Below are 20,772 nucleotides of genomic sequence, written 5' to 3'. Positions count from 1 at the left end.
TTGTATATGAATTTAGAAAAAAGTATTAGAAGTATTTACGATTATCCCCAAGAGGGAATAGTATTTAGAGATATCACAACTTTATTAAAAGATTCGGATGCATTTAGTGAAGCAATTGATGAGATGGCTGCAGAAATAAATGAGAATGTAGATAAAATAATTGGTGTGGAGGCACGTGGTTTTATATTTGGTTCTGCTCTTGCGTATAAATTAAATAAAGGATTTGTTCCAGTGAGAAAGCCTGGGAAACTACCATCTGATAAAATTTCAGAAAGCTATGATTTAGAGTATGGCAGTGACTCTGTCGAAATGCACACTGACGCAATAAACAAAGGTGAAAGAGTAGTAATAGTTGATGATTTGCTCGCCACAGGTGGAACTGCAAAAGCGTGTGTTGGACTAATTGAAAAACTAGGTGGAAAAGTAGATTCACTTGTGTTTTTAATAGAACTTGTTGACTTAAAAGGTCGAAAAATGCTCGATGGAATTGATGTGAAAAGTATAATAAAATATTAAAAACTCTTTAGAGGCCTAAAGAGTTTTTAAATCTTATATAAGTTAAATTATGAACGGAATATTTTTAATTATAATATAAATATAATTTTAAATAGATTTAAGCATTAGCTATTTATGTGAAATTTTTCACCACATTTTTTGCAAGTAATCAATAATTTGCCCTTGCCACGAGGTGCTTTCATAGCGAGATTGCATTTTGGGCAAGTGAAGTATTTATATTCCTTCCTGTTCTTGAAAGCATTTTTAGAAAAATTAAACTTTTTTAATAAAGGATTTATAGTGTCTAGAAACTTTTTATTCTCAGCACTGCGACTCACTATATCTTTTGATAATAATCTATAATAACTATATATTAAAAGAATAATAGCTACAGTTGACAAAATACTATTTTTGACAAAAATATTGACAATAAGTAGCACTAGAATAAGTGCATATATGAAAGTATTCAAGGAATCGTGACCATTTCTGCCAATCATAAAATTCCTAATTTTATCTTTAAAATTCAAGATATCATCCCATTTCTAAAATATATTACTATTATAACAGAAATAAAAAAAATGAGAAGAAATTATGGATTATAAAAATTAAATTAAATTATTTTGGTATGACTGTATTTGTGAAATAAATGATTAAATTTAATTAAAGCAATTAGTAGCATTTAAAAAATAATTGGGTATAATATACTATACTTGTTTTATATTATTTAAAATTTGTAAAAAAATAAAGCCCTAAATGGACTTTATAAATGGTGCGGGAAAGAGGACTTGAACCCCCACTCCAATGGAACTAGATCCTAAGTCTAGCGCGTCTGCCAATTCCGCCACTCCCGCATGAAGTTTAACAACAAGATATATTATATAGTTTTATTTATTTATTGTCAATAGATTTTTTACAATTTTTTTAAAATATATATATTTTGTAAAGAGAGTTTAAATTCAGTTATCTCTTTTTACAACTTTTAAAGTATAACAAATATTTTTAAATTGTTCAAGTATTTTTTTATAAAAATGCTATAATATTTATCTATTTGGAGTATAATATACTTTCGGAGGAAATATGAAAAAGAGCTTTAAAATATTTATTTTTATGATTTTATTTTTTATACTATCAGTATATATTGCAGGGGTATATCTATTTAGTGATAGATTTATGCCAAAAACCTATATCAATGGCATTGATTTTGGTTTGACAAAAATTTCGGAACTTGAAAAAAATTATGAGGAACTTTCTAAGGACTTAAAAGTTTTTATTAAAGCTAAAGATGTAAAAGAGGACGAATATATTTCTTCAACAGATATTAAATATGATGATAGGCTCATTGATGTTGATGATATTCATCAAATACCTTTTTATTGGCCTATTGCATCTTTAATAGAAAAAGATTTTGATTTAAAACATTCTGTTGATTTAGATGATAATCTATTAGATCTTAAAATTCAAAATTTAAAAGCCGTTAAAAATGGCAATGTCTATCCAGAGGATGCAAAAGTAGTTTTTGAAAATGGCAACTTCAAAATAGTAGATGAAATTGAAGGCAATATTGTAAGAGTTGATTTATTAAAAAAAGCTATTATCGATACATTCTCTAAAGGTGAGGATACTGTTGATTTAGCAGAACAGGAATTATATTTGAGCCCCAATATAACTTCTGATAGTGACTATTTAAAAAATCAGTTAAAATCTTATGAAGATGTTTATGACAGAAAAATTGTTTATAATTTTGAAGATAGAAAAGAAGAAATTACTGGTCAAAAAATGATTGCTTTATTTTCTAAATCAGAAAATGGAACTTTGGTGCCAGATGATGAAAAAATAGATAGTTTTGTAAAAACACTTGCTGGCAAATATGACACATTTAAGGGTACTCGTGAGTTTAATGCTACTGATATAGGAAAAGTTCGTGTAAATGGTGGTATATATGGCTGGTTAACTGATATTGAAAAGACTAAGGAAGAGCTTGCAAATATTTTAGCAACAGGTGAGGATAAAGAACTCACTCCCGTCTACAAGTTGACAGCAAATAGCAGAGCAGAAAATGATTTGGGAAATTCTTATATTGAAGTAGATTTAGCTAGACAAATGCTTTGGTTTTATAAAGATGGCCAGATGATTTTAAAAACAAATATTGTCACTGGAAATCCCAACAGAGGTAATTCTACGCCAACAGGAACTGACAAAATATGGTCTCGTGAGAAAGATAGATATTTAACAGGTGAGAATTATCGTTCAAAGGTTAGCTATTGGCTTCCAATAAACTGGCGAGGAATTGGTCTTCATGATGCTACATGGAGGAGTAGTTTTGGTGGATCTAATTATAGAACCAATGGTTCTCATGGTTGTATAAATATTCCGCCAAAAGATATGCCACGACTTTTTGAAAATACTTTTAATGGAATGCCAGTAGTTGTATATGATTCTAGTACTCAAAAAATTAGTTAGACTTGTAATATTTTTGACAAATGGTATAATTAAATTAAGTTAATAAAATATTTATTAAATCTTCAGGGTAGGGTGCAATTCCCAACCGGCGGTAAAGTCCGCGAGCGCAAGCTGAATTGGTGAAACTCCAATACCGACAGTAAAGTCTGGATGATAGAATGATTTAATCTTTGACCCCGAAGATTCGGGGTTTTTTATTGCCCCAATTGGAGGTAAAATGAATAAAGTAAATACAAAATCTTTTTGTAGTTCGAGAGAAATCACTAAAGTATCAATGCTTGCGGTAATAGCATTTATACTTATGTATTTTCAAGTGCCACTTACTTTTGTAGCGCCGAGTTTTATGGAGCTTGACATATCTGATTTGCCAGTTCTTGTCGGGGCATTCACATTGGGGCCAGTTTATGGAATTTTGATTGCTGGTCTAAAAAATGTATTGGCTTTAATTTTTAAGGGAACAATGACAGCAGGTATAGGAGAGCTTTCTAATTTTATTATTTCTGCAACCTTTGCATCTACTTCTAGTTTAATTTATAAGAGACATAGAACTTATAAAGGGGCTATATATGCACTGACTGTAGGGGTAATATCTATGACAACTGTAGCAATGCTTTCAAATTATTTTGTTGTATTTCCACTATACTCAAAAGTTATGCCTATGCAAGTAATCATTGATATGGGAAATGCTATTACACCTAGGATTCATGATTTATTATCAATGATGTTATATTCTGTATTGCCTTTTAATTTGATTAAAGGTTTTACAACATCGGCTGTTATGATGTTAGTATATAAAAAAGTAAGTCCGCTTTTTAAAAATTAATTAAAATATTATTATTTTAGGTGAATTGTCTACGGATAATTCACCTTTTTTAAATTTCAAAAGGAGCAAATTATGAAATTATTATGTGCAGGTCCAACTTCAATTGATAAAAGAGTTTTAAGTAGAATGGGAGAGTCACTCACTAATCCCGACTTAGATATACAATATGAAATTTTTCATAGAAATATGGAAAAAAAGATTTCAACATTATTAAATACAGAAGCTACTTCATTCGCTATGCTCGGAGAAGCTATGCTTGGGCTTGAAGCTGCTGTTTTAAATCTAGTAGAAAAGGGAGATAGAGTGCTTGTTATTTATAATGGAATATTTGGTGAAGGTTTTGCAGATTTTGTAAAATATTGTGGTGGGGAAGTTGTCATGTATAAAGATGACTTTAGAAGAGGAATTGACGTAAAGAAACTAGAAAATTTTCTAAAAAATGATAATGAATTTAAAGTAGCTACTATGGTTCATTGTGAAACACCTTCTGGAATAACAAATGATATAAAAGGTATATGTAATTTGTTAAAAAAATATAATATACTCACTATTGTGGATACAGTATCAGGCATGGGTGGTGAAGAATTTAACTTTGATGAATACAATGTAGATATTGCACTTGGTGGTTCGCAAAAATGTATTTCAGCACCAACTGGCTTGACACTTATAACAATTTCAAAAGAAGCTAAGATAGCTATTGCAGATAGGAAAACTCCCGTTTCTAGTTACTATATGAATTTTGAAAATTATTATAAATATGATACGAGTTCGGGTTTTGCATTTCCATATACTATGAACGAAAATTTGGTTTATGCATTAGATGAAGCATTGGATATATTATTATCAAAAGATTTTGTAAGAGAGCACAGTCAATATGCACATGCAACTCGTAATGCCTTTGTTAGTGCGGGGTTTTCTTTGTATCCCAAAGATTCGTATTCAAATACAGTTACCGCTGTGATTTGTCCTGAAAATCACACAAGTAGCGAAATATTTGACGCTCTTAAAAACAAAGGAATAATTATATCCAAAGGAGCAGGTGAACTGACAAATAAAATTTTCAGAATAGGGCATATGGGAAATAATATTTCATATGATAATTTTATAGAACTATTTGAAAAGCTTGATGAAGTTTTTGATGAGCTTGGTATAGTGACTAAAAAATCTCTTTTGGAAGAGTTTAAAAAATACTTAAAAGAATTTTAGTTTAATAATAAGAATTATATATTTATTTTTGTAAGAGGGAATTAGAATGAAGCATTATTTAGAGCAATTATTCTAAACCCTCTTTTTTTATTAAAAACATTAATTTTAAGGAAAGAAATTTATTTTTTAAAATTAAAAAAGGTCTTGATAATTATAAAAAGTTAATATATAATATGATTGTACTAAGGAAGTAATACAACAACACAATGTTACAACATTATAAATTGGAGGTGCTATATGGATTTTGACAATAGTAGGCCTATTTACATTCAATTATTAGAAGATTTTAAAATTAAAATTTCAGGTAATGAGTGGAAGGCGGGACAAAAAATAGACACAGTTAGAAATCTAGCCCAGTCTTATGGTGTAAATCCCAATACTGTCCAAAGGGCCTTGCAGGAACTTGAGCGTGAAGGATTGGCACGATCAAATAGAACGGCAGGCAGATTTGTTACTGATGATGAAGTTTTAATAAAAAAACTTGCTAATTCAGCTTTTTATAAAGCTTGTGATGGCTTGATTGATGTGGCAAATCAACTTGAAATTAAAAAGGAAGATTCTATTAATATGTTAAAAAATTATTGGAAAGAGGGGGAGACTAATGAATAGATTAGAAATAAATAATCTCAATATGAGTTACAAACATAAAGTATTAGACAATTTAAACTTGAGTCTTGAATCTGGTCAAATTGTCGGATTGGTAGGAGAAAATGGTACAGGGGACAGTGATATAATGATGACAGATACAATAAATCCATTAAAATCAAAGTTTAAAGGCTTCCACAAAACTTTTAAACAAGACGATTTAGGATTAAGTCTGTCATCTTTTTTATTAAATTAACAAAAAAGAAAAGAAAACATAAGTAATAAGGATTGAAGAGAATATGATAATATTTAGAGTTTTTTTTAAAATCATATTGTTTCCTATTAGTATAGCGTTAAGTATCATCACTCTATTTTTAACGTTTGTATTAGGACTCAGCACAATATTTTTTAAACTGATTTCATTTATTGCTATTATGGGATTTTTGGGATCTGTTTATCATGGAGAAAAAGCACTTGCTATAGAGGCAATTATACTAGCATATCTTTTCAGTCCTTATGGTTTACCAGTGCTAGGATATTTTATTATAGAAGTGATAGAAGGAGTGAATGAAAGAATAAAAGCAATTTAAATATAAAAATAAATAGATTAAAACGATGAAAAAGAGATAGCAAAATCAAAGCTATCTCTTTTTATATGAAAAGAAAGGGGGCTATGATGAAAGAAATAGTTAAATTTGAATACTATTATGGCAATGAAGCAGAACAATATTCATTTTTTAGGATTCCCAAAACTTTATTTACCGACTTAAATTTTAAAAAACTATCTGTAGAAGCAAAAATTCTTTATGGAATTCTACTCGATAGAATGAGCTTGTCAATTAAGAATAAATGGTTAGATGAAGAAAACAAGGTATACATCATCTATACCATAGAAGAAATTATGGAAGTATTAAACTGGGGGAGAAATAAGTCGGTTAAAGTAATGAAAGAAATTGAAGAAATAGGATTATTAGAAAAAAAGAGGTTAGGACTTGGAAAACCAAATTTACTCTATGTAAAGAACTTTATTTACACAGAAAATAATAAAACTACAGAAGTTTCAAAAGCAAACCTCAAGAAGTTTAAAAAACAAACTTCAGGAAGTTTAGAAAACAAACCTCAAGAAGTTTCAAAAGAGGACTCTAATAATACTAATATTAATAATACTGAAACTAATAATACTGATTTTAATAATACCACCCCCATATCCCCCTTAGAAAAGCTAGGAGAAAAATCAAAAAAAACTTTGGAGGAGGAAGAATTAAAAGAAACTATAAAAAAGAATATATCTTATGAAACCTTTGAAAAAGTAAGAATAGAAGAAAAGAAGCAAGTAGATGTAATGATAAATGTACTTGTAAAAGCCTTAACTAGCTTTACAAACATTAAAATAGGAGGGAGGCATATATCCAATGAAAATTTTAAAGAAAGATTTCTAAGTCTTAACTATAAACACATAGACTATGTTTTGAAATACCTAAGAGAAAATGCTCCAAAGGATATTAGAAACATTAATGCTTATCTACTGACTCTCTTATACAATGCAGATGAAAATATTAGAAACATAGAAGTCATAAAGAGAGAAGATCAGAAAAGAGAAAATTATGACTATAGTAATGATGAGGATATCTGGAGAGAAATTTTAAATACTTGATAGGAGATGAGTATATGGAATTAATAAAAGAAATCCTAGAACAGAAAATAAAAAATGCAGAAACAAATAGTCCATCAAATGATGAAGAAAATAGGAGTTATATAGATCAAGAAACAGGATTAAAATATTGTGCAAAATGTAAAACACCAATTGAAAAAGAAATAGACTTCTTTGGAGAAATAAAAAAAGTTGGTATTTTATGTCAATGTAAAAAAGAAAGACAAAAATTAGAGGAAGAAAAAAGAAAAGAAAATAAAAGGCTTTTAAAAATTGAACACTTAAAAAAAGAGTGTTTTTCTGATCCTATCTTATTAAATTGGAATTTTAAAAATATGGACAAAGATAGTGAGCATGAAAAAGTAGCAAAAAACTATGTGGAAAAATTTGATGAAATATATGAAAATAATATAGGATTAATTCTCACAGGGAATGTGGGATGTGGAAAAACATATCTTGCAAGTGCTATAGCAAATGCTTTACTAGAAAAAGAAATATCAGTCAAAATGACAAATTTTTCAGTAATTTTAAATGATATGACTAACTTTGAGATTGATAAGAGTAAGTATATAGATAACCTAAATCATAAGAAACTATTAATTATTGATGATTTTGGAATGGAAAGAGATACTGATTTTGCAGCTGAGCATATCTTTAACATAATAGATAGTAGATATAGAAGTTGGAAACCTCTAATTATAACAACAAACTTAAATATATCAGCTTTAACTAATCCTGAAACTATAAAAGATAAAAGAATTTACTCAAGGATACTTGAAATATGCAGTCCCATTATATTTACAGGAGAAAATAGAAGAATAGAAAAAATGAAGGAGAAATCAAAATTAGCCTATGAAATATTAAAAAAAGAATGAAAGTAGGTGAGTGAATGCAAAATGATGATATAAATAGCAGAACAATAGCCATAGTAAAAAAAGCGGGGATAGTTACAGCCAAGCAAGTTATAAATTTGATGAAGAAAATATTAGAAATAAATAAACATAAAGCGCAGACAGAACATTCAAGACCCTTAGAAAAATTTAAAAAAGTAAAAGTAAAAGACCTTGTAAAAAAAGGTAAAGTAGAAACCTTAGAATTAAATGACATAGACTTAAAAGCATTGAAAAAAGAATTAAAAAGATATGGGGTTAAATTTTCCATAAAGAAAGATTTAGAAAATGGAAACAACATTATCTTTTTTCAAGCAAAAGATATAAAAGTAATGGAACAAGCTTTTAAAAAGACAGTCCAGAAATTTACTAAAGATAAGTCAAGAAAAAGAAAATCTTTAATAGAAAGGCTTAATAACTTCAAGGATAAAGTCAAAGATACTATTGACAGAGATAAGGTTAAACATAAACATCAGGAACAAAGTTTATAATAAAAGCACTTGGATATATAATATATATGATGAGAAGGTATGAATAGTTTTATTGTTGAATACTATGAAAAAGAAGATGGGATTCATCCAGTAGAAGAATTTCTCTTATCTATAGATAAAAAATGAGAGCAGAAGCATTAGGAAAGAAACTAAAAAAATACCTTTGAAAGTAAAATATAAGTATAATGGTGGTTTAAAATGACACATAAAAGAATATGTCCCATATGTAACTCAAAGATGAAGCAACAGTTTATAGGTCTATTACATTGCAAGTGTGGTATAAGCTATCATAAAGATCTAGGATATTTTAAAAGAAATGAAAATATGATGTTTGTCTTGGAAAGAAAAAAGATAGGTAAAAAAATAAAACAAGTTCCAGTAATAAGATATAAAAAAGATAAATAAAATACTAATGGGTAGAGAAATCTACTCTTTTTTATGGAGAGGAAGTGATTAATTCGAAAATACTAAATGAAATAATAAAAGATATAAAAAATGTTTTTAAGATAAGAGATAAGAAGAAATTTGTATTAGAAAATCTTCCTTACCTCTTATTTTTTTATATAGGAAATATCTTTGCAAGCCATGTCAACTCTTATATAGGAGGAGATATAATAGATAGAATTATAGTAGCTTTTAGTCAAATAGATACTTTAAACTATATTCCATCATTAAAAATAAAAAACCTGATACCTGGTCTAATTCTATCAGTAGTTATTAAGTTAATCCTTATACAGAAAAAGAAAAAAGCAAAAAAGTTTAGAGAGGGCAGAGAATATGGATCGGCAAGATGGGGAAATGAAAAAGATATTGAGCCATACATTGACAAGAAGTTTGAAAACAATGTGCTACTAACTCAAACTGAAAGACTTACCATGAACAATAGACCTAAAAATCCAAAATATGCTAGGAATAAAAATGTATTGGTAATTGGAGGTTCTGGTAGTGGTAAAACAAGGTTCTTTGTAAAGCCAAATCTCATGCAAATGCACTCTTCATATGTAGTGACCGATCCAAAAGGAACATTAGTCCTAGAATGTGGGAAAATGTTGGAAAGAAATGGATATGAGATAAAAATACTAAACACAATAAACTTTAAAAAATCCATGAGATATAATCCATTTGCATACTTGAAAAGTGAAAAAGATATTTTGAAATTAGTACAAACAATAATCGCAAATACCAAGGGAGAAGGAGAAAAATCAACTGAGGATTTTTGGGTGAAAGCTGAAAAACTCTATTACACAGCACTTATAGGATATATCTGGTATGAAGCTCCTAAAGAAGAACAGAACTTTACAACTCTACTTGCTATGATAGATGCAAGTGAAGTAAGAGAAGAAGATGAAAATTTTAAAAATGCAGTAGACTATATGTTTGAAGCATTAGAAAAAGAAAAGCCAAACCATTTCGCAGTAAAACAATATAAGAAATACAAACTTGCAGCAGGAAAAACTGCCAAATCAATCCTTATATCCTGTGGAGCAAGGCTTGCTCCATTTGATATTCAGGAACTTAGGGACTTAATGAAAGAAGATGAACTGGAACTTGATACACTTGGAGAAAAGAAAACAGCTTTATTCGTAATAATATCGGATACAGATGATACATTTAACTTTGTAGTATCAATAATGTACTCACAATTATTTAATCTATTATGTGATAAAGCAGATGATGAATATGGCGGAAGACTTCCTGTTCATGTGAGATGCCTACTTGATGAATTCGCAAATATCGGCTTAATTCCTAAATTTGAAAAGCTGATAGCAACTATTAGAAGTAGAGAAATATCAGCTTGTATAATATTACAAGCACAATCACAACTAAAAAGTATCTATAAAGATAATGCAGATACCATAGTTGGCAATTGTGATTCTACATTATTTTTAGGAGGCAAAGAAAGAACAACATTAAAAGAATTATCTGAAAGCCTAGGCAAAGAAACCATAGACCTATATAACACATCAGAAACAAGATCAAATCAAAAGAGCTTTGGTTTAAATTATCAAAAAACCGGTAAGGAACTTATGAGTCAAGATGAAATAACTGTAATGGATGGTGGTAAGTGTATATACCAACTAAGAGGAGTAAGACCTTTCTTATCTTATAAATTTGATATTACAAAGCATAAGAATTACAAGTTATTGGAAGATTATGATAAGAGAAATATATTTGACATAGAGAAATACCTACAGAGAAAAGATGAGGTTAAGTTAAAAGAGAGTATGGTAGTTGAAATATTAGATGAATAAATTTAAAATTAAATAAGAAGTAAGATAGCTATTTAGGAAAGATTAAAAGAAAATACTTGACAAAAAATATTTTATAACATATAATAATGCCAACAGTACCCGACACGCCTCTTAACAATGCGGACCAAGTCGGGTCATTTGATTTTAGGAGAAAAAATGAAAAAAATTCATCAAGAACCGATTAGTATAGAAAATCAAGTAAAAAACTTAATAGACTTAGGACTTTTAGTAGAAGATAAAACTTATGCTGAGAAAATTCTTGGAAGAATATCCTATTACAGGCTGATTAAAGCTTATAGTATCACATTAAAAAAAGATGGAAGATATATATCAGGAATGAGTTTTGAAGATATTGTAAGTTTATATAAATTTGATAGAGAACTTAGACAACTCATATTTGGAACAATAGAACATATTGAAGTTTCTTTAAGAGCAGTTATCACAAACTATTTTTCTTTAAAATATGGGAACTTTTCATATAAAGATATGAATAATTTTGAGAAACAAAAGGAACAAGAAAGGGTACTAGAAGAATTAACAAGGGAAGTTAAAAGAAATAGACGCTCACCATTTATAAAAAACTTTAAAGACAATTATGAAGGTGGAGAAATTCCGCTATATGCAGTGATAGAAGTAGCAAGTTTTGGAACTTTATCTAAAATGTATAAAAATATGAAAAATGAAGATAAAAGTAAAATTGCAAAAGTCTTTCATACAGACTACCATTACTTTGAATCTTGGATAGAAAATTTTGCCTATATAAGAAATATATGTGCCCATTATGGCAGGCTATATGGAGCAAAGCTTACAAAATCACCAAAGCTATATAAAGAATATTTAAAAAAGAATATTTCAAACAACACAATATTTGCTACATTAGTAAATCTTAAAATAGTTTCTGAAGAAGAAAATTACAAAAAATTTTATCATGATTTAACGGAACTAATAGCAAGATATGAAAATATTGAACTAAGGCATGTTGGCTTTATAGAAAACTGGAAAGAATTACTAAAACCATAAAATTAAATAGAGAAATTTACACCGAAAAAAAACATTTCGGTGTTTTTTTATGCCCAAAGGAGGAAGAATGAAATATATACGAGATGAGCCGAAAAAATAAGATACAGAGAAAAATGAAATATTAATGAATTAGAAGTAGAAGCGATAGAGAAAACTATCGCTTTTTTTATGGAATAAAGGAGATAGAACAAATGGAAAGAGAAATGCTAAATATTAATGGAAATCTAGTAGGAGAAATAAAAACAACTGCAATAGATACAAAGGAAGGAGAAAAAGAAGTAGCTAACTTCACAATAGTTAGAAAGAACAAAGAAGAAGGAAAGGTTAAAAAAGAATATATCTACTGTAATCTCTACGGAGAAAAGGCAAAAAGTGTGAAGGAATTTAAAAGTGGAGAATACATCCATATTTTTGGATATTTTAAGGAAACAAAAAAAGAAGACAAGACATTTAAAAATTTTATAGTAAAGCACATAAATAAAATTGAAAAAGAAGAAAAAGAGGAGGAAATATAAATGGAATTTTTTACACAAGCAGTAAATGTATTAAAAATATTAGTTACAGCAATTGGTGCAGGGCTTGGAGCATGGGGTGTTATCAACCTGATGGAAGGTTATGGGAATGACAACCCTGGTGCTAAATCTCAAGGTATTAAGCAGCTTATGGCTGGAGGGGGAATTGTACTCATAGGTTTAAAACTAATACCGCTATTAGCAAACGTGTTAAAATAAAATGTTTAATATAGTAGATAAGATCAAAGAGTTTTTTTCGGAGATACTTATTGATATGATCAAGGAAAATTTAAGCGGAATGCTCCTTGATATAAATGACAAAGTATCAACGATAGCAAATGAGGTAGGAAAGACTCCGAGTGGATGGAACTCGGAGGTTTTTCACTTCATAAAGTCTATTTCAGAAAATGTAATACTTCCCATAGCAGGTCTTATCATAACGGCTGTACTATGTATTGAATTAATTCAAATGGTAATGAACAAAAATAATATGCATGACACAGATACCTTTGATTTTTTTAAATATATGATAAAAATGTGGATAGCAGTATGGCTTGTATCTCATGCTTTTGACTTTTCTATGGCAGTATTTGATGTGGCACAGAATTTAATAGGAAAGGCAGCAGGTGTGGCAAATGCTAGTGCAAAAGTTTCTCCAGGTGATATAGCTAATATGGTAGATAGCCTAAAAGGAGAGTCAATAGGAAAATTAATGACTATAGTACTAGAGACATCAATTGTAAAGATGATAATTCAAGGGATATCAATACTCATTACAGTTATTCTATACGGCAGGATGATAGAAATATATATTTATACTTCAGTTTGCGCCATACCTTTTGCCACAATGGGCAATAAAGAATGGGGAAGTATTGGAACAAACTATATAAGAGGGCTCTTCGCACTTGGCTTGCAAGGTTTATTCCTACTTATATGCGTAGGAATTTATGCCGTACTTGTTAAGACTTTAAATATATCAGACATACACAAAAGTATTTTTGAATTACTAGGATACACCTTAATACTTGGTATAACTATGATGAAATCAGGAAGTATTGCAAAATCAATTTTAAATGCTCATTAATAAAAAAGGAGAAGATGATGAAAATTAGAAGAAAAAAGGACAAAAAAATCAATCTAAAAACACTTGGAACAATAGGACTCCCAATACTTTTAATAGGGGGATATATTACAAGAGAAATACAAAATAGAATGATTATAAGAAAAATATCGGAAGTTTTAGATAATAGAGAAGAAACGAATGAAAAAGTCTTAGAAATAGCAGTGAATATGGGAAAATCATTAGAAGATCTGAACAGAGAAGACATATATGGCTTTTACTTAGAGGGTTTAGAATAATGGCTTATGTAAATGTCCCAAAGGACTTAACGAAAGTAAAAACAAAGGTAGCTCTAAATCTAACAAAAAGACAATTAATTGGATTTACAATTGCAGGTCTAATAGGCTTTCCAGTATATTTAATGGTAAAAAAAGTGCTGCCTAATGACCTATCTATGTTAATTATGATAGGTGTGTCTTTTCCTATAATATTTGCAACTCTTTATGAAAAGGACGGGATCTATTTTGAAAAATATTTAAAGTATATTATAGATAAGAAAAGACAGACAAGTATAAGGATATACAAGACAGAATGTATTTATGATATAAAGAAACAAAGAAAGGAAAGGAGTAAATGAATCAAATACAGAAAAAACAACAGAAAAAATTAAATCAAGAAAAAAGAAATTTAAAAAAACAAAAAGAAGATTTAAAAAGCATTAGTATAAGTCAAAAAAAGATGAAAAAAGCAAATATTTCTAAAGAAAAAGGAAAGCCCAAAAAGAAGCTTTCCTTTTTTGGTGGGAAGAAGAAAAAGAGCGTTCAGGAAACAATCCCTTATTTAAGAATGTTGAGAAATGGGATTTGCCAAGTTGAGAAGAACAAATTTAATAAAATGATACGTTTTTTAGATATTAACTACCAGCTTTCAACAGAAGAAGATAAGGAAAGTATATTTAATGAATTTTCAAGTTTTTTAAACTATTTTGATCCAAGTGTTGATATAGAACTTTCATATATTAATCGCATAGGAAAAAATGAAGAAGTAGAAAAAAACATCAATGTTCCGGATAGAAACGATTCATATAATGAAATACGAAAAGAGTACAGGGAAATGCTAAAAAATCAGAGTCAAAAAGGAAATAATGGACTTACTAAATATATGTATATCACCTTTAGCTTACAAGCACAAGATTTAAAAGAGGCAACTACAAGACTTGAAAGAATGGAAATGGATATATTAAATAACTTTAAGCAGATGGGAGTAAAAGCTTATGTATTAAGTGGATATGAAAGGTTAAAGGTTATTCACGATATCTTAAATCCAAATAAGAATTTTGTTTTTTCATTTGAAGACCTAAAATATAGTGGACTATCTACTAAGGATTATATAGTACCAGCATCATTTAACTTTTCATCTCACAATCAATTTAAAATTGGAGAATACTTTGGAGAAGTAAACTTTCTACAAATTCTAGCACCTGAATTATCAGATAGATTATTATCAGAATTTTTAGGGGTTGAAGAAAATATGATTGTAACATTTCATATAAATTCCATTGATCAAACAGAAGCTATAAAGATGATTAAAAGAAAAATAACGGACTTGGATAAAATGAAAATTGAAGAAAATAAGAAGGCTATAAGATCAGGATATGATATTGATATTCTTCCAAGCGATTTAATTACCTATGGTAATGATGCTAAGAAACTATTGGTAGAACTTCAAAATCATAATGAGAGAATGTTTGTAATAACTATTTTGTTTACAAATATGGAAAAAAGTAGAAAGAAATTGAGTAATATAATCTTTCAACTAAATTCAATAGCAGGTAGGCATAATTGTGTATTGAAAAACCTTAACTATAGACAGGAACAAGGACTAATTTCCTCCCTGCCACTTGGAAAAAATGAAATCGAAATAAAAAGAGGACTTACAACTAGCTCTACAGCAGTCTTTATTCCTTTTACAACAGAAGAGTTGTGCTTAGAAGGAGAGAGCTTATACTACGGATTAAATGCTTTAAGTCGTAACATCATTATGACGGATAGAAAGCTTTTAAAGAATCCAAACGGTTTAATACTTGGAACGCCTGGTAGCGGTAAATCTTTTTCAGCTAAAAGAGAAATTACCAATGCTTTTTTAATCACACAAGATGACATCATTATCTGTGATCCTGAAGGTGAGTATGGAAATTTAACTAAGGCATTAGGTGGAGAAGTTATAAAAATATCGCCAACAAGTAAGGATTATATAAACCCGTTGGATATAAATGTAGACTATGCCGATGAAGACAATCCCTTATCTTTAAAGTCTGACTTTATTCTTTCACTGTTTGAACTTGTAGTAGGAAAGGAAGGATTAAGTGCAGAAGAAACTTCAGTAATTGATAGATGTCTTCCAATATTATATAAGGATTACTTCGACAATCCCATTCCTGAAAATATGCCAATTTTAGAAGATTTATATAATTTACTTTTAAAACAAGAAGAAAATGTAGGGAAAAAATTAGCGGTAGAAATGGAAATTTATGTCAAAGGTAGTCTTAATGTATTTAACCATAGGACTAATGTAGATACAGGAAATAGAATTCTTTGTTATGACATTAAGGAATTAGGAAAGCAACTTAGAAAAATAGGTATGTTAATTGTTCAAGATCAAGTGTGGAATAGAGTAACTATTAATAGAAATAAGAAGGAAACCAGATATTACTGTGACGAATTCCATTTGCTTTTAAGAGAAGAACAAACAGCCTCATATTCCATAGAAATTTGGAAGAGATTTAGAAAATGGGGAGGTATTCCAACAGGTTTAACTCAAAATGTAAAGGACCTTTTAGCCAGTCCTGAAATAGAAAATATATTTGATAACACAGATTTTATCTTAATGCTTAATCAAGCTAGTGGTGATAGGGAAATTTTAGCTAACAAGTTAAATATATCTCTTTATCAGTTATCCTACGTAACAAATTCCAATGAGGGAGAGGGATTACTATTCTACGGAAACACAATAGTACCTTTTGTAGATAGATTCCCTAAAGATACAAAATTGTATAAGTTAATGACAACTAAACCAGAAGAATTAAAGGAAGGGATAGAAATTGATAGACAGAGAGAAGTTAAAAACTAACTATATTATTAATTTAGATGCAATTTCTGCTCTAAAGGAATTTCCAGATAAAATATTTGATTGCTGTATTACATCTCCTCCATATTATGGACTTAGAGATTATAAAGCAGAAGGACAAATTGGAAGAGAAGAAAGTCCGGAGGAATATTTAAATAAATTAATTGAAGTCTTTAGAGAAGTAAAAAGAGTATTAAAAAAAGAAGGAACACTTTGGGTAGTTATTGGAGATTCTTATGCAGGTACAAGAAGCAAAAAAGAATATAAAGATCCTAAAAACATAGAAGGAAGAAGTGGTCAAAAAGAGTCTATTACAGAAAAACTCAGTGGCTACAAGGCAAAAGACTTAATGGGGATACCTTGGCAACTAGCTTTAAAATTAAGAGAGGACGGTTGGTATTTACGAAGCGATATTATTTGGCATAAGGAAAATGCCATGCCTGAGTCTTGTAGAGATAGACCATCAAGGTCCTATGAACATATCTTTCTACTATCAAAAGCAAGAAAGTATTTCTATGACTTTGACGCTATGAAAGAACCAATAAAAGAAATAAGCAAGAAAAGATATATGAGGGCAAGAGGAAAGAATAATAAGTATTTACAAGAAGGCACAGGAGCTAAAAGACAGAGCATAAATGAAGCAAGAGAGTATGGAGAATATATAGGAGATAATGTCCCTAAGTTTAGAAACAATAGAGATATTTGGACTATTAACACCAGTGCGTTTAAAGGAAAACACTATGCGGTATTTCCACCAAAACTGGTAGAACTTTGTATAAAAGCAGGATGTCCTAAAAAAGGCTTAATTCTTGATCCTTTTATGGGTTCAGGAACTGTTGGAATGGTAGCTATTAGGATGGACAGAGAATATATTGGAATTGACATAAACAAAGACTACTGTCAAATAGCTAAAGAAAGGATAGAGAAAAATATGAAATAGGAGGTATATATGAAAAAGAAAGGGAAAGTAAACCCAAGAGATGTACCAAAGACCAAACTTATATCAGAAAAGAAAGAAGAAAGCAATGAAAAATTCAGTAGTACAGAGAGAACATCAGATTTTTCAAAAAAAGAAATTAATAAAGTAAAAAGCAGGAATAACATAGACAATAATGATGAAAACTCTAAGTATTATTCATCTCATTTGCAAGAAAATAGTCAGGATTTACTCAGCGAAAAAGATAAGTCAAATAGAGGAAGAAGACAAAGAAAAAACCATGAGGAAAAATTTTCAGAAACTTTCTATCATAATGAATATCAGCCAGAATATTCGCAACAGCAGCATAGAAAAATGGAAGAAAATGAGGAAAGTAGATATGGTGAATATCACGGGCAAGAAACAGAATACAGGCTAAGTAACTTTAAAGGAGATTTTAATGATAGACCAAATTCAACTAGCTCTAATATAAAAAGTAGCACTTCTCCCCAAAAAAATTACAAGAGGAATAGTAATTTAAAATGGAAGAAAAACGTTGAGAGTGAAAGTTTTAATGGCGTGCAAGAGAAAAAAATAAGGAGATTTAGAAAAGAAGATAAGAATTTTAATAGAGAGGTAAGTTCAACATATGATCCATTATCACAGGACTCAGATAATGATGGTGTCATAGATCGCTATGACATTAACTTTAGTGATAGCAATGTATCCTATAGGGATACAAGAGATGACTATAAGTATTCACCATCTTCTGATGTGCAAAGAAAAAAATGGGATGGTTATTCTATTCTTGGTAAGAAAGGGAAAGAAAGCTTTCAAAAAAACACCTTTAAAAAACTTTACCAATCTCAAAGTCAGTTTAAGGACAAAGGAGAAAAAGCAGAATTAAAATCTTTAAATGGGAAGTTTAAAAGAAAAGACCTATCATATAAGGCAAATGAAGAAGATAAAAAAATAATTCAAGACCTGAATACTAATAAAAAACAAAATAGCAAATATTTCAAAGGCAAAGTTAGAAATTTAGAAGAAAAAAATATGCTAATGGGTAGGGTTTCTAGTGGGAAATTTAGACAGGATAGCCTATCTGAAGGATTTAAAAGTGAATCTGAAAAAAATAAAGATAAATATAATATAAATAAAAAGAATCAAGAAAAAATAGGCACGAAAAAAGAAATCTTCAAACAGGAAAAAAACGTAATAAAAAATGAGAATCTTGAAGCAGATGAACTTGATTTAAATCATAGTGGAATTTCTAATAAAAACAAGGGAAAGAAAAGACAAATAAAAGACGCTTTTGATAATACTATAAAGAAAAGCAACTTTGATCCAAAGAAAGAATACACCAGGACAAAAAAAGAAGTACAGGATTCTAAAAATGTATCTGAAAAAAATAAGGTAGATACAAAAAATAAAACTAAATTCCATTCTAAAAAAGATAACAAAAGTGAAAAAGATAAGTTTTATAAAAAGGAAGATAAAATATCAAAACTATATGAGAAAAAGAATAAAAAGGAAAAAGAGTTAATTAAGGATAAGAAAAAGTCAAAAAAAGCGGGTTTAGAAAAACCTATTACTTTTGCGAGTGCTATGACGGCAAACTATCTATATAGTGGGAAAGATGATAATGCAGGCGTTAACGCTGCTTATAAGCTTAGTAGAACTACCGAAGTTGTAGGTAGAGAAATTAGCCATTTTAGAAGAAAAAAACCTTTAAAAACTCAAAGAAAAATAAAATCTTTAGAAGGAAAAATTTATAAGAAAGAAAGTAAACTCCTCTTTCAAAGAAATTTTGAAGAATTGAAGAAGACTAAAGCTTATCAAAACTCTAATAAATTGAATCGATTTTTTATGAAAAAGAAGTTTCAGAGAGATTTTAGGAAGAAACACGGGGAAGGTTTAGTAAATAGAATAAAGAAATCTTTCGCTAATATTGGAAAGAAAACATTGGAAGTTTTAAAAAACAAAGGATATAAGCAAATTTTAATTGCCCTTTGTATTTTAGGACTTTTTTTTATGCTATTTCAAGGAATTAGCAATGTTGGCAGTCTTACTTCAGGATTAACAAGTAATGTTATAGCTACAAGCTATCTATCAAAAGAAGAAGTTTTAATGGATATTAATAATGAATTTACAAGTTATGAATATGCCTTACAAGATGAAATAGATAGTATTAAAGAAAACTATCCAAATTATGATGAATATCATATAAAAGGAGATTCTGTTGGTCATGATCTACACGAGCTTTTTAGCTATTTAACAGCAAGATATGGAGAGATTAAGTCGGTTGAAGAGATACAAAAGGAATTAAAAAAACTATTTAATCAAATGTATGAGAAAAAATATACTTCAAAGTCTATTACAAAATATGACAGTGAAGGAAATCCATATACCTATAGAATTCTAACATTAACTATAAAAAAGAAAAGTATTGATGAAATAGCAAGAGAAGAATTTGCAAACTATGAAACAAATATGGCTCATTATTTAGCTTTACTTGATAGTCAGGGAAATATGAGTGGATATTTTGGATCAAGCTATGGGAACTTGGGAGAGATTATAGACAATCCAAACTTTGGAAATCCCGGTCTTGCTTTTGATTCTGAAACTGCCAAAGCCTTATTTAATGAAGCAGAAAAACATATAGGCAAAAGATATGTGTTTGGAGCAAGTGGACCATCTAACTTTGACTGTTCAGGTTTTGTATGTTGGTCATTTACCAAGTCTGGTGTAAAGAGAATGCCAAGAACTACAGCTTGGCTTATTTATAAAAATTATTGTAATCCAATATCTCCAAGCGAGGCAAAACCTGGGGATATTATTTTCTTTAAAGGCACATATAATTCTGGTACGCCAATTTCTCACGTAGGAATATATGCCGGAAATGGAATGATGCTCCATGCAGGAGATCCTATCCAATATACCAGTATAAACTCAAGGTATTGGAAAAATCACTTCTATTCCTTTGGTAGACCAAAATAAGGGGGGAGTAAAAATCTATGAATAAAAAATTAATCAGAAACATAGAAAAACAGAAGAATTTAAGAAAGAAAAAAGAAGAAATTGAAATAGAACTTCAGTTATTAGCAGAGGAACAAGAAGAAATAGAAAATTTAGAGGTCATCAAGGAATTTCGAAGTAGAAAAATATCTCTTGATGAATTTTTATTTATTGTTAGAAAAAATAAGGAAGAAGAAAATAGAGAAAGACAAGAACTTAAAAGAAAAGATACAAATGAAAGTGAGGAAAATTTATGAAAAAAATAACCAG

Annotated in this window: 23 protein-coding genes, 1 tRNA gene and 1 riboswitch; of the genes, 22 read left to right on the top strand and 2 right to left on the bottom strand. The window is 29.2% G+C overall.

Translation table 11 applies throughout. From position 1 onward, the window contains the following. Positions 1 to 6 precede the first annotated feature (6 nt). Positions 7 to 516 (top strand): adenine phosphoribosyltransferase, encoded by a 510-nt coding sequence (locus ABID14_RS03270; protein ID WP_354367094.1) that lies wholly within the window; start codon positions 7 to 9, stop codon positions 514 to 516. A 104-nt stretch (positions 517 to 620) separates the two neighbouring features. Here the strand turns inward: ABID14_RS03270 and ABID14_RS03265 are convergent, their stop codons facing one another. Together ABID14_RS03265 and ABID14_RS03260 are read right to left on the bottom strand one after the other, a co-directional pair. Next, entirely contained in the window at positions 621 to 1,022 is a 402-nt protein-coding gene (locus tag ABID14_RS03265; protein WP_354367092.1) for a hypothetical protein, read from the bottom strand. Positions 1,023 to 1,262: 240 nt separating this feature from the next. Continuing rightward, a tRNA-Leu gene (locus tag ABID14_RS03260) sits at positions 1,263 to 1,346 on the bottom strand. 226 nt (positions 1,347 to 1,572) lie between these two features. On the opposite strand from ABID14_RS03260, the gene ABID14_RS03255 reads away from it, so the two are divergent. The 21 genes from ABID14_RS03255 (at position 1,573) to ABID14_RS03155 (ending at position 20,759) form a co-directional block, all read left to right on the top strand. Then, a complete protein-coding gene (locus ABID14_RS03255; RefSeq protein ID WP_354367090.1) occupies positions 1,573 to 2,955 on the top strand; it encodes a L,D-transpeptidase family protein in 1,383 nt (460 codons plus the stop codon). Between the two features lie 54 nt (positions 2,956 to 3,009). Beyond that, positions 3,010 to 3,122, top strand: a riboswitch (FMN riboswitch). A gap of 50 nt (positions 3,123 to 3,172) precedes the next feature. Beyond that, positions 3,173 to 3,778, top strand: a complete 606-nt coding sequence (locus ABID14_RS03250; protein WP_354367087.1) for an ECF transporter S component — start codon at positions 3,173 to 3,175, stop codon at positions 3,776 to 3,778. Positions 3,779 to 3,850: 72 nt separating this feature from the next. Then, positions 3,851 to 4,984, top strand: a complete 1,134-nt coding sequence (locus ABID14_RS03245) for a pyridoxal-phosphate-dependent aminotransferase family protein (protein ID WP_354367085.1) — start codon at positions 3,851 to 3,853, stop codon at positions 4,982 to 4,984. 237 nt (positions 4,985 to 5,221) lie between these two features. Continuing rightward, complete coding sequence (locus ABID14_RS03240) at positions 5,222 to 5,593, top strand: GntR family transcriptional regulator (RefSeq protein ID WP_354367083.1); 372 nt, start codon at positions 5,222 to 5,224, stop codon at positions 5,591 to 5,593. Next, positions 5,586 to 5,825 (top strand): P-loop NTPase family protein, encoded by a 240-nt coding sequence (locus ABID14_RS03235; protein ID WP_354367081.1) that lies wholly within the window; start codon positions 5,586 to 5,588, stop codon positions 5,823 to 5,825. Before ABID14_RS03240 ends, ABID14_RS03235 begins: the two co-directional genes overlap by 8 nt. Before the next feature lie 43 nt (positions 5,826 to 5,868). Continuing rightward, the gene (locus ABID14_RS03230; protein WP_008901366.1) at positions 5,869 to 6,159 is read left to right on the top strand and encodes a CD1845 family protein; all 291 of its coding nucleotides are present in this window, start codon (positions 5,869 to 5,871) and stop codon (positions 6,157 to 6,159) included. A gap of 86 nt (positions 6,160 to 6,245) precedes the next feature. Continuing rightward, the gene (locus ABID14_RS03225; protein WP_040551282.1) at positions 6,246 to 7,223 is read left to right on the top strand and encodes a replication initiator protein A; all 978 of its coding nucleotides are present in this window, start codon (positions 6,246 to 6,248) and stop codon (positions 7,221 to 7,223) included. A gap of 14 nt (positions 7,224 to 7,237) precedes the next feature. Then, the gene (locus tag ABID14_RS03220) at positions 7,238 to 8,095 is read left to right on the top strand and encodes an ATP-binding protein (RefSeq protein WP_195444330.1); all 858 of its coding nucleotides are present in this window, start codon (positions 7,238 to 7,240) and stop codon (positions 8,093 to 8,095) included. A gap of 14 nt (positions 8,096 to 8,109) precedes the next feature. Continuing rightward, positions 8,110 to 8,601, top strand: a complete 492-nt coding sequence (locus ABID14_RS03215) for a PcfB family protein (protein WP_004837287.1) — start codon at positions 8,110 to 8,112, stop codon at positions 8,599 to 8,601. Positions 8,602 to 8,799: 198 nt separating this feature from the next. Then, a complete protein-coding gene (locus ABID14_RS03210) occupies positions 8,800 to 9,006 on the top strand; it encodes a hypothetical protein (RefSeq protein WP_004829710.1) in 207 nt (68 codons plus the stop codon). A gap of 44 nt (positions 9,007 to 9,050) precedes the next feature. Continuing rightward, entirely contained in the window at positions 9,051 to 10,853 is a 1,803-nt protein-coding gene (locus tag ABID14_RS03205) for a VirD4-like conjugal transfer protein, CD1115 family (protein ID WP_195444329.1), read from the top strand. Between the two features lie 156 nt (positions 10,854 to 11,009). After that, the gene (locus ABID14_RS03200) at positions 11,010 to 11,873 is read left to right on the top strand and encodes an Abi family protein (protein ID WP_285073018.1); all 864 of its coding nucleotides are present in this window, start codon (positions 11,010 to 11,012) and stop codon (positions 11,871 to 11,873) included. Between the two features lie 191 nt (positions 11,874 to 12,064). Next, positions 12,065 to 12,388 (top strand): hypothetical protein, encoded by a 324-nt coding sequence (locus ABID14_RS03195; RefSeq protein WP_002838912.1) that lies wholly within the window; start codon positions 12,065 to 12,067, stop codon positions 12,386 to 12,388. Next, positions 12,389 to 12,604 carry a Maff2 family mobile element protein gene (locus tag ABID14_RS03190; protein ID WP_002838961.1) on the top strand — a complete coding sequence of 72 codons (216 nt, stop codon included), beginning with the start codon at positions 12,389 to 12,391 and terminating at the stop codon, positions 12,602 to 12,604. A gap of 1 nt (position 12,605) precedes the next feature. After that, positions 12,606 to 13,469, top strand: coding sequence for a VirB6/TrbL-like conjugal transfer protein, CD1112 family (locus ABID14_RS03185; RefSeq protein ID WP_004838430.1), 864 nt, complete (start codon positions 12,606 to 12,608; stop codon positions 13,467 to 13,469). 17 nt (positions 13,470 to 13,486) lie between these two features. After that, positions 13,487 to 13,744, top strand: a complete 258-nt coding sequence (locus ABID14_RS03180; RefSeq protein ID WP_040551284.1) for a hypothetical protein — start codon at positions 13,487 to 13,489, stop codon at positions 13,742 to 13,744. Then, positions 13,744 to 14,082 carry a PrgI family protein gene (locus tag ABID14_RS03175; protein WP_002838958.1) on the top strand — a complete coding sequence of 113 codons (339 nt, stop codon included), beginning with the start codon at positions 13,744 to 13,746 and terminating at the stop codon, positions 14,080 to 14,082. Before ABID14_RS03180 ends, ABID14_RS03175 begins: the two co-directional genes overlap by 1 nt. After that, complete coding sequence (locus tag ABID14_RS03170) at positions 14,079 to 16,574, top strand: VirB4-like conjugal transfer ATPase, CD1110 family (RefSeq protein WP_019132982.1); 2,496 nt, start codon at positions 14,079 to 14,081, stop codon at positions 16,572 to 16,574. Before ABID14_RS03175 ends, ABID14_RS03170 begins: the two co-directional genes overlap by 4 nt. Then, positions 16,546 to 17,511, top strand: a complete 966-nt coding sequence (locus tag ABID14_RS03165) for a DNA-methyltransferase (RefSeq protein WP_094202837.1) — start codon at positions 16,546 to 16,548, stop codon at positions 17,509 to 17,511. Before ABID14_RS03170 ends, ABID14_RS03165 begins: the two co-directional genes overlap by 29 nt. 9 nt (positions 17,512 to 17,520) lie before the next feature. Beyond that, positions 17,521 to 20,484, top strand: a complete 2,964-nt coding sequence (locus tag ABID14_RS03160) for a C40 family peptidase (protein ID WP_354367075.1) — start codon at positions 17,521 to 17,523, stop codon at positions 20,482 to 20,484. Positions 20,485 to 20,501: 17 nt separating this feature from the next. Then, positions 20,502 to 20,759: a hypothetical protein gene (locus ABID14_RS03155; protein WP_002838952.1), complete on the top strand. Its 258-nt coding sequence runs from the start codon at positions 20,502 to 20,504 to the stop codon at positions 20,757 to 20,759. Positions 20,760 to 20,772 lie beyond the last annotated feature (13 nt).

It is taken from the genome of Peptoniphilus olsenii (genome assembly GCF_040545475.1).
Lineage (GTDB): Bacteria > Bacillota > Clostridia > Tissierellales > Peptoniphilaceae > Peptoniphilus_A > Peptoniphilus_A olsenii.
Note: the sequence above shows the minus strand (reverse complement) of the source record. Positions and strands in the feature narration are given on the sequence as shown.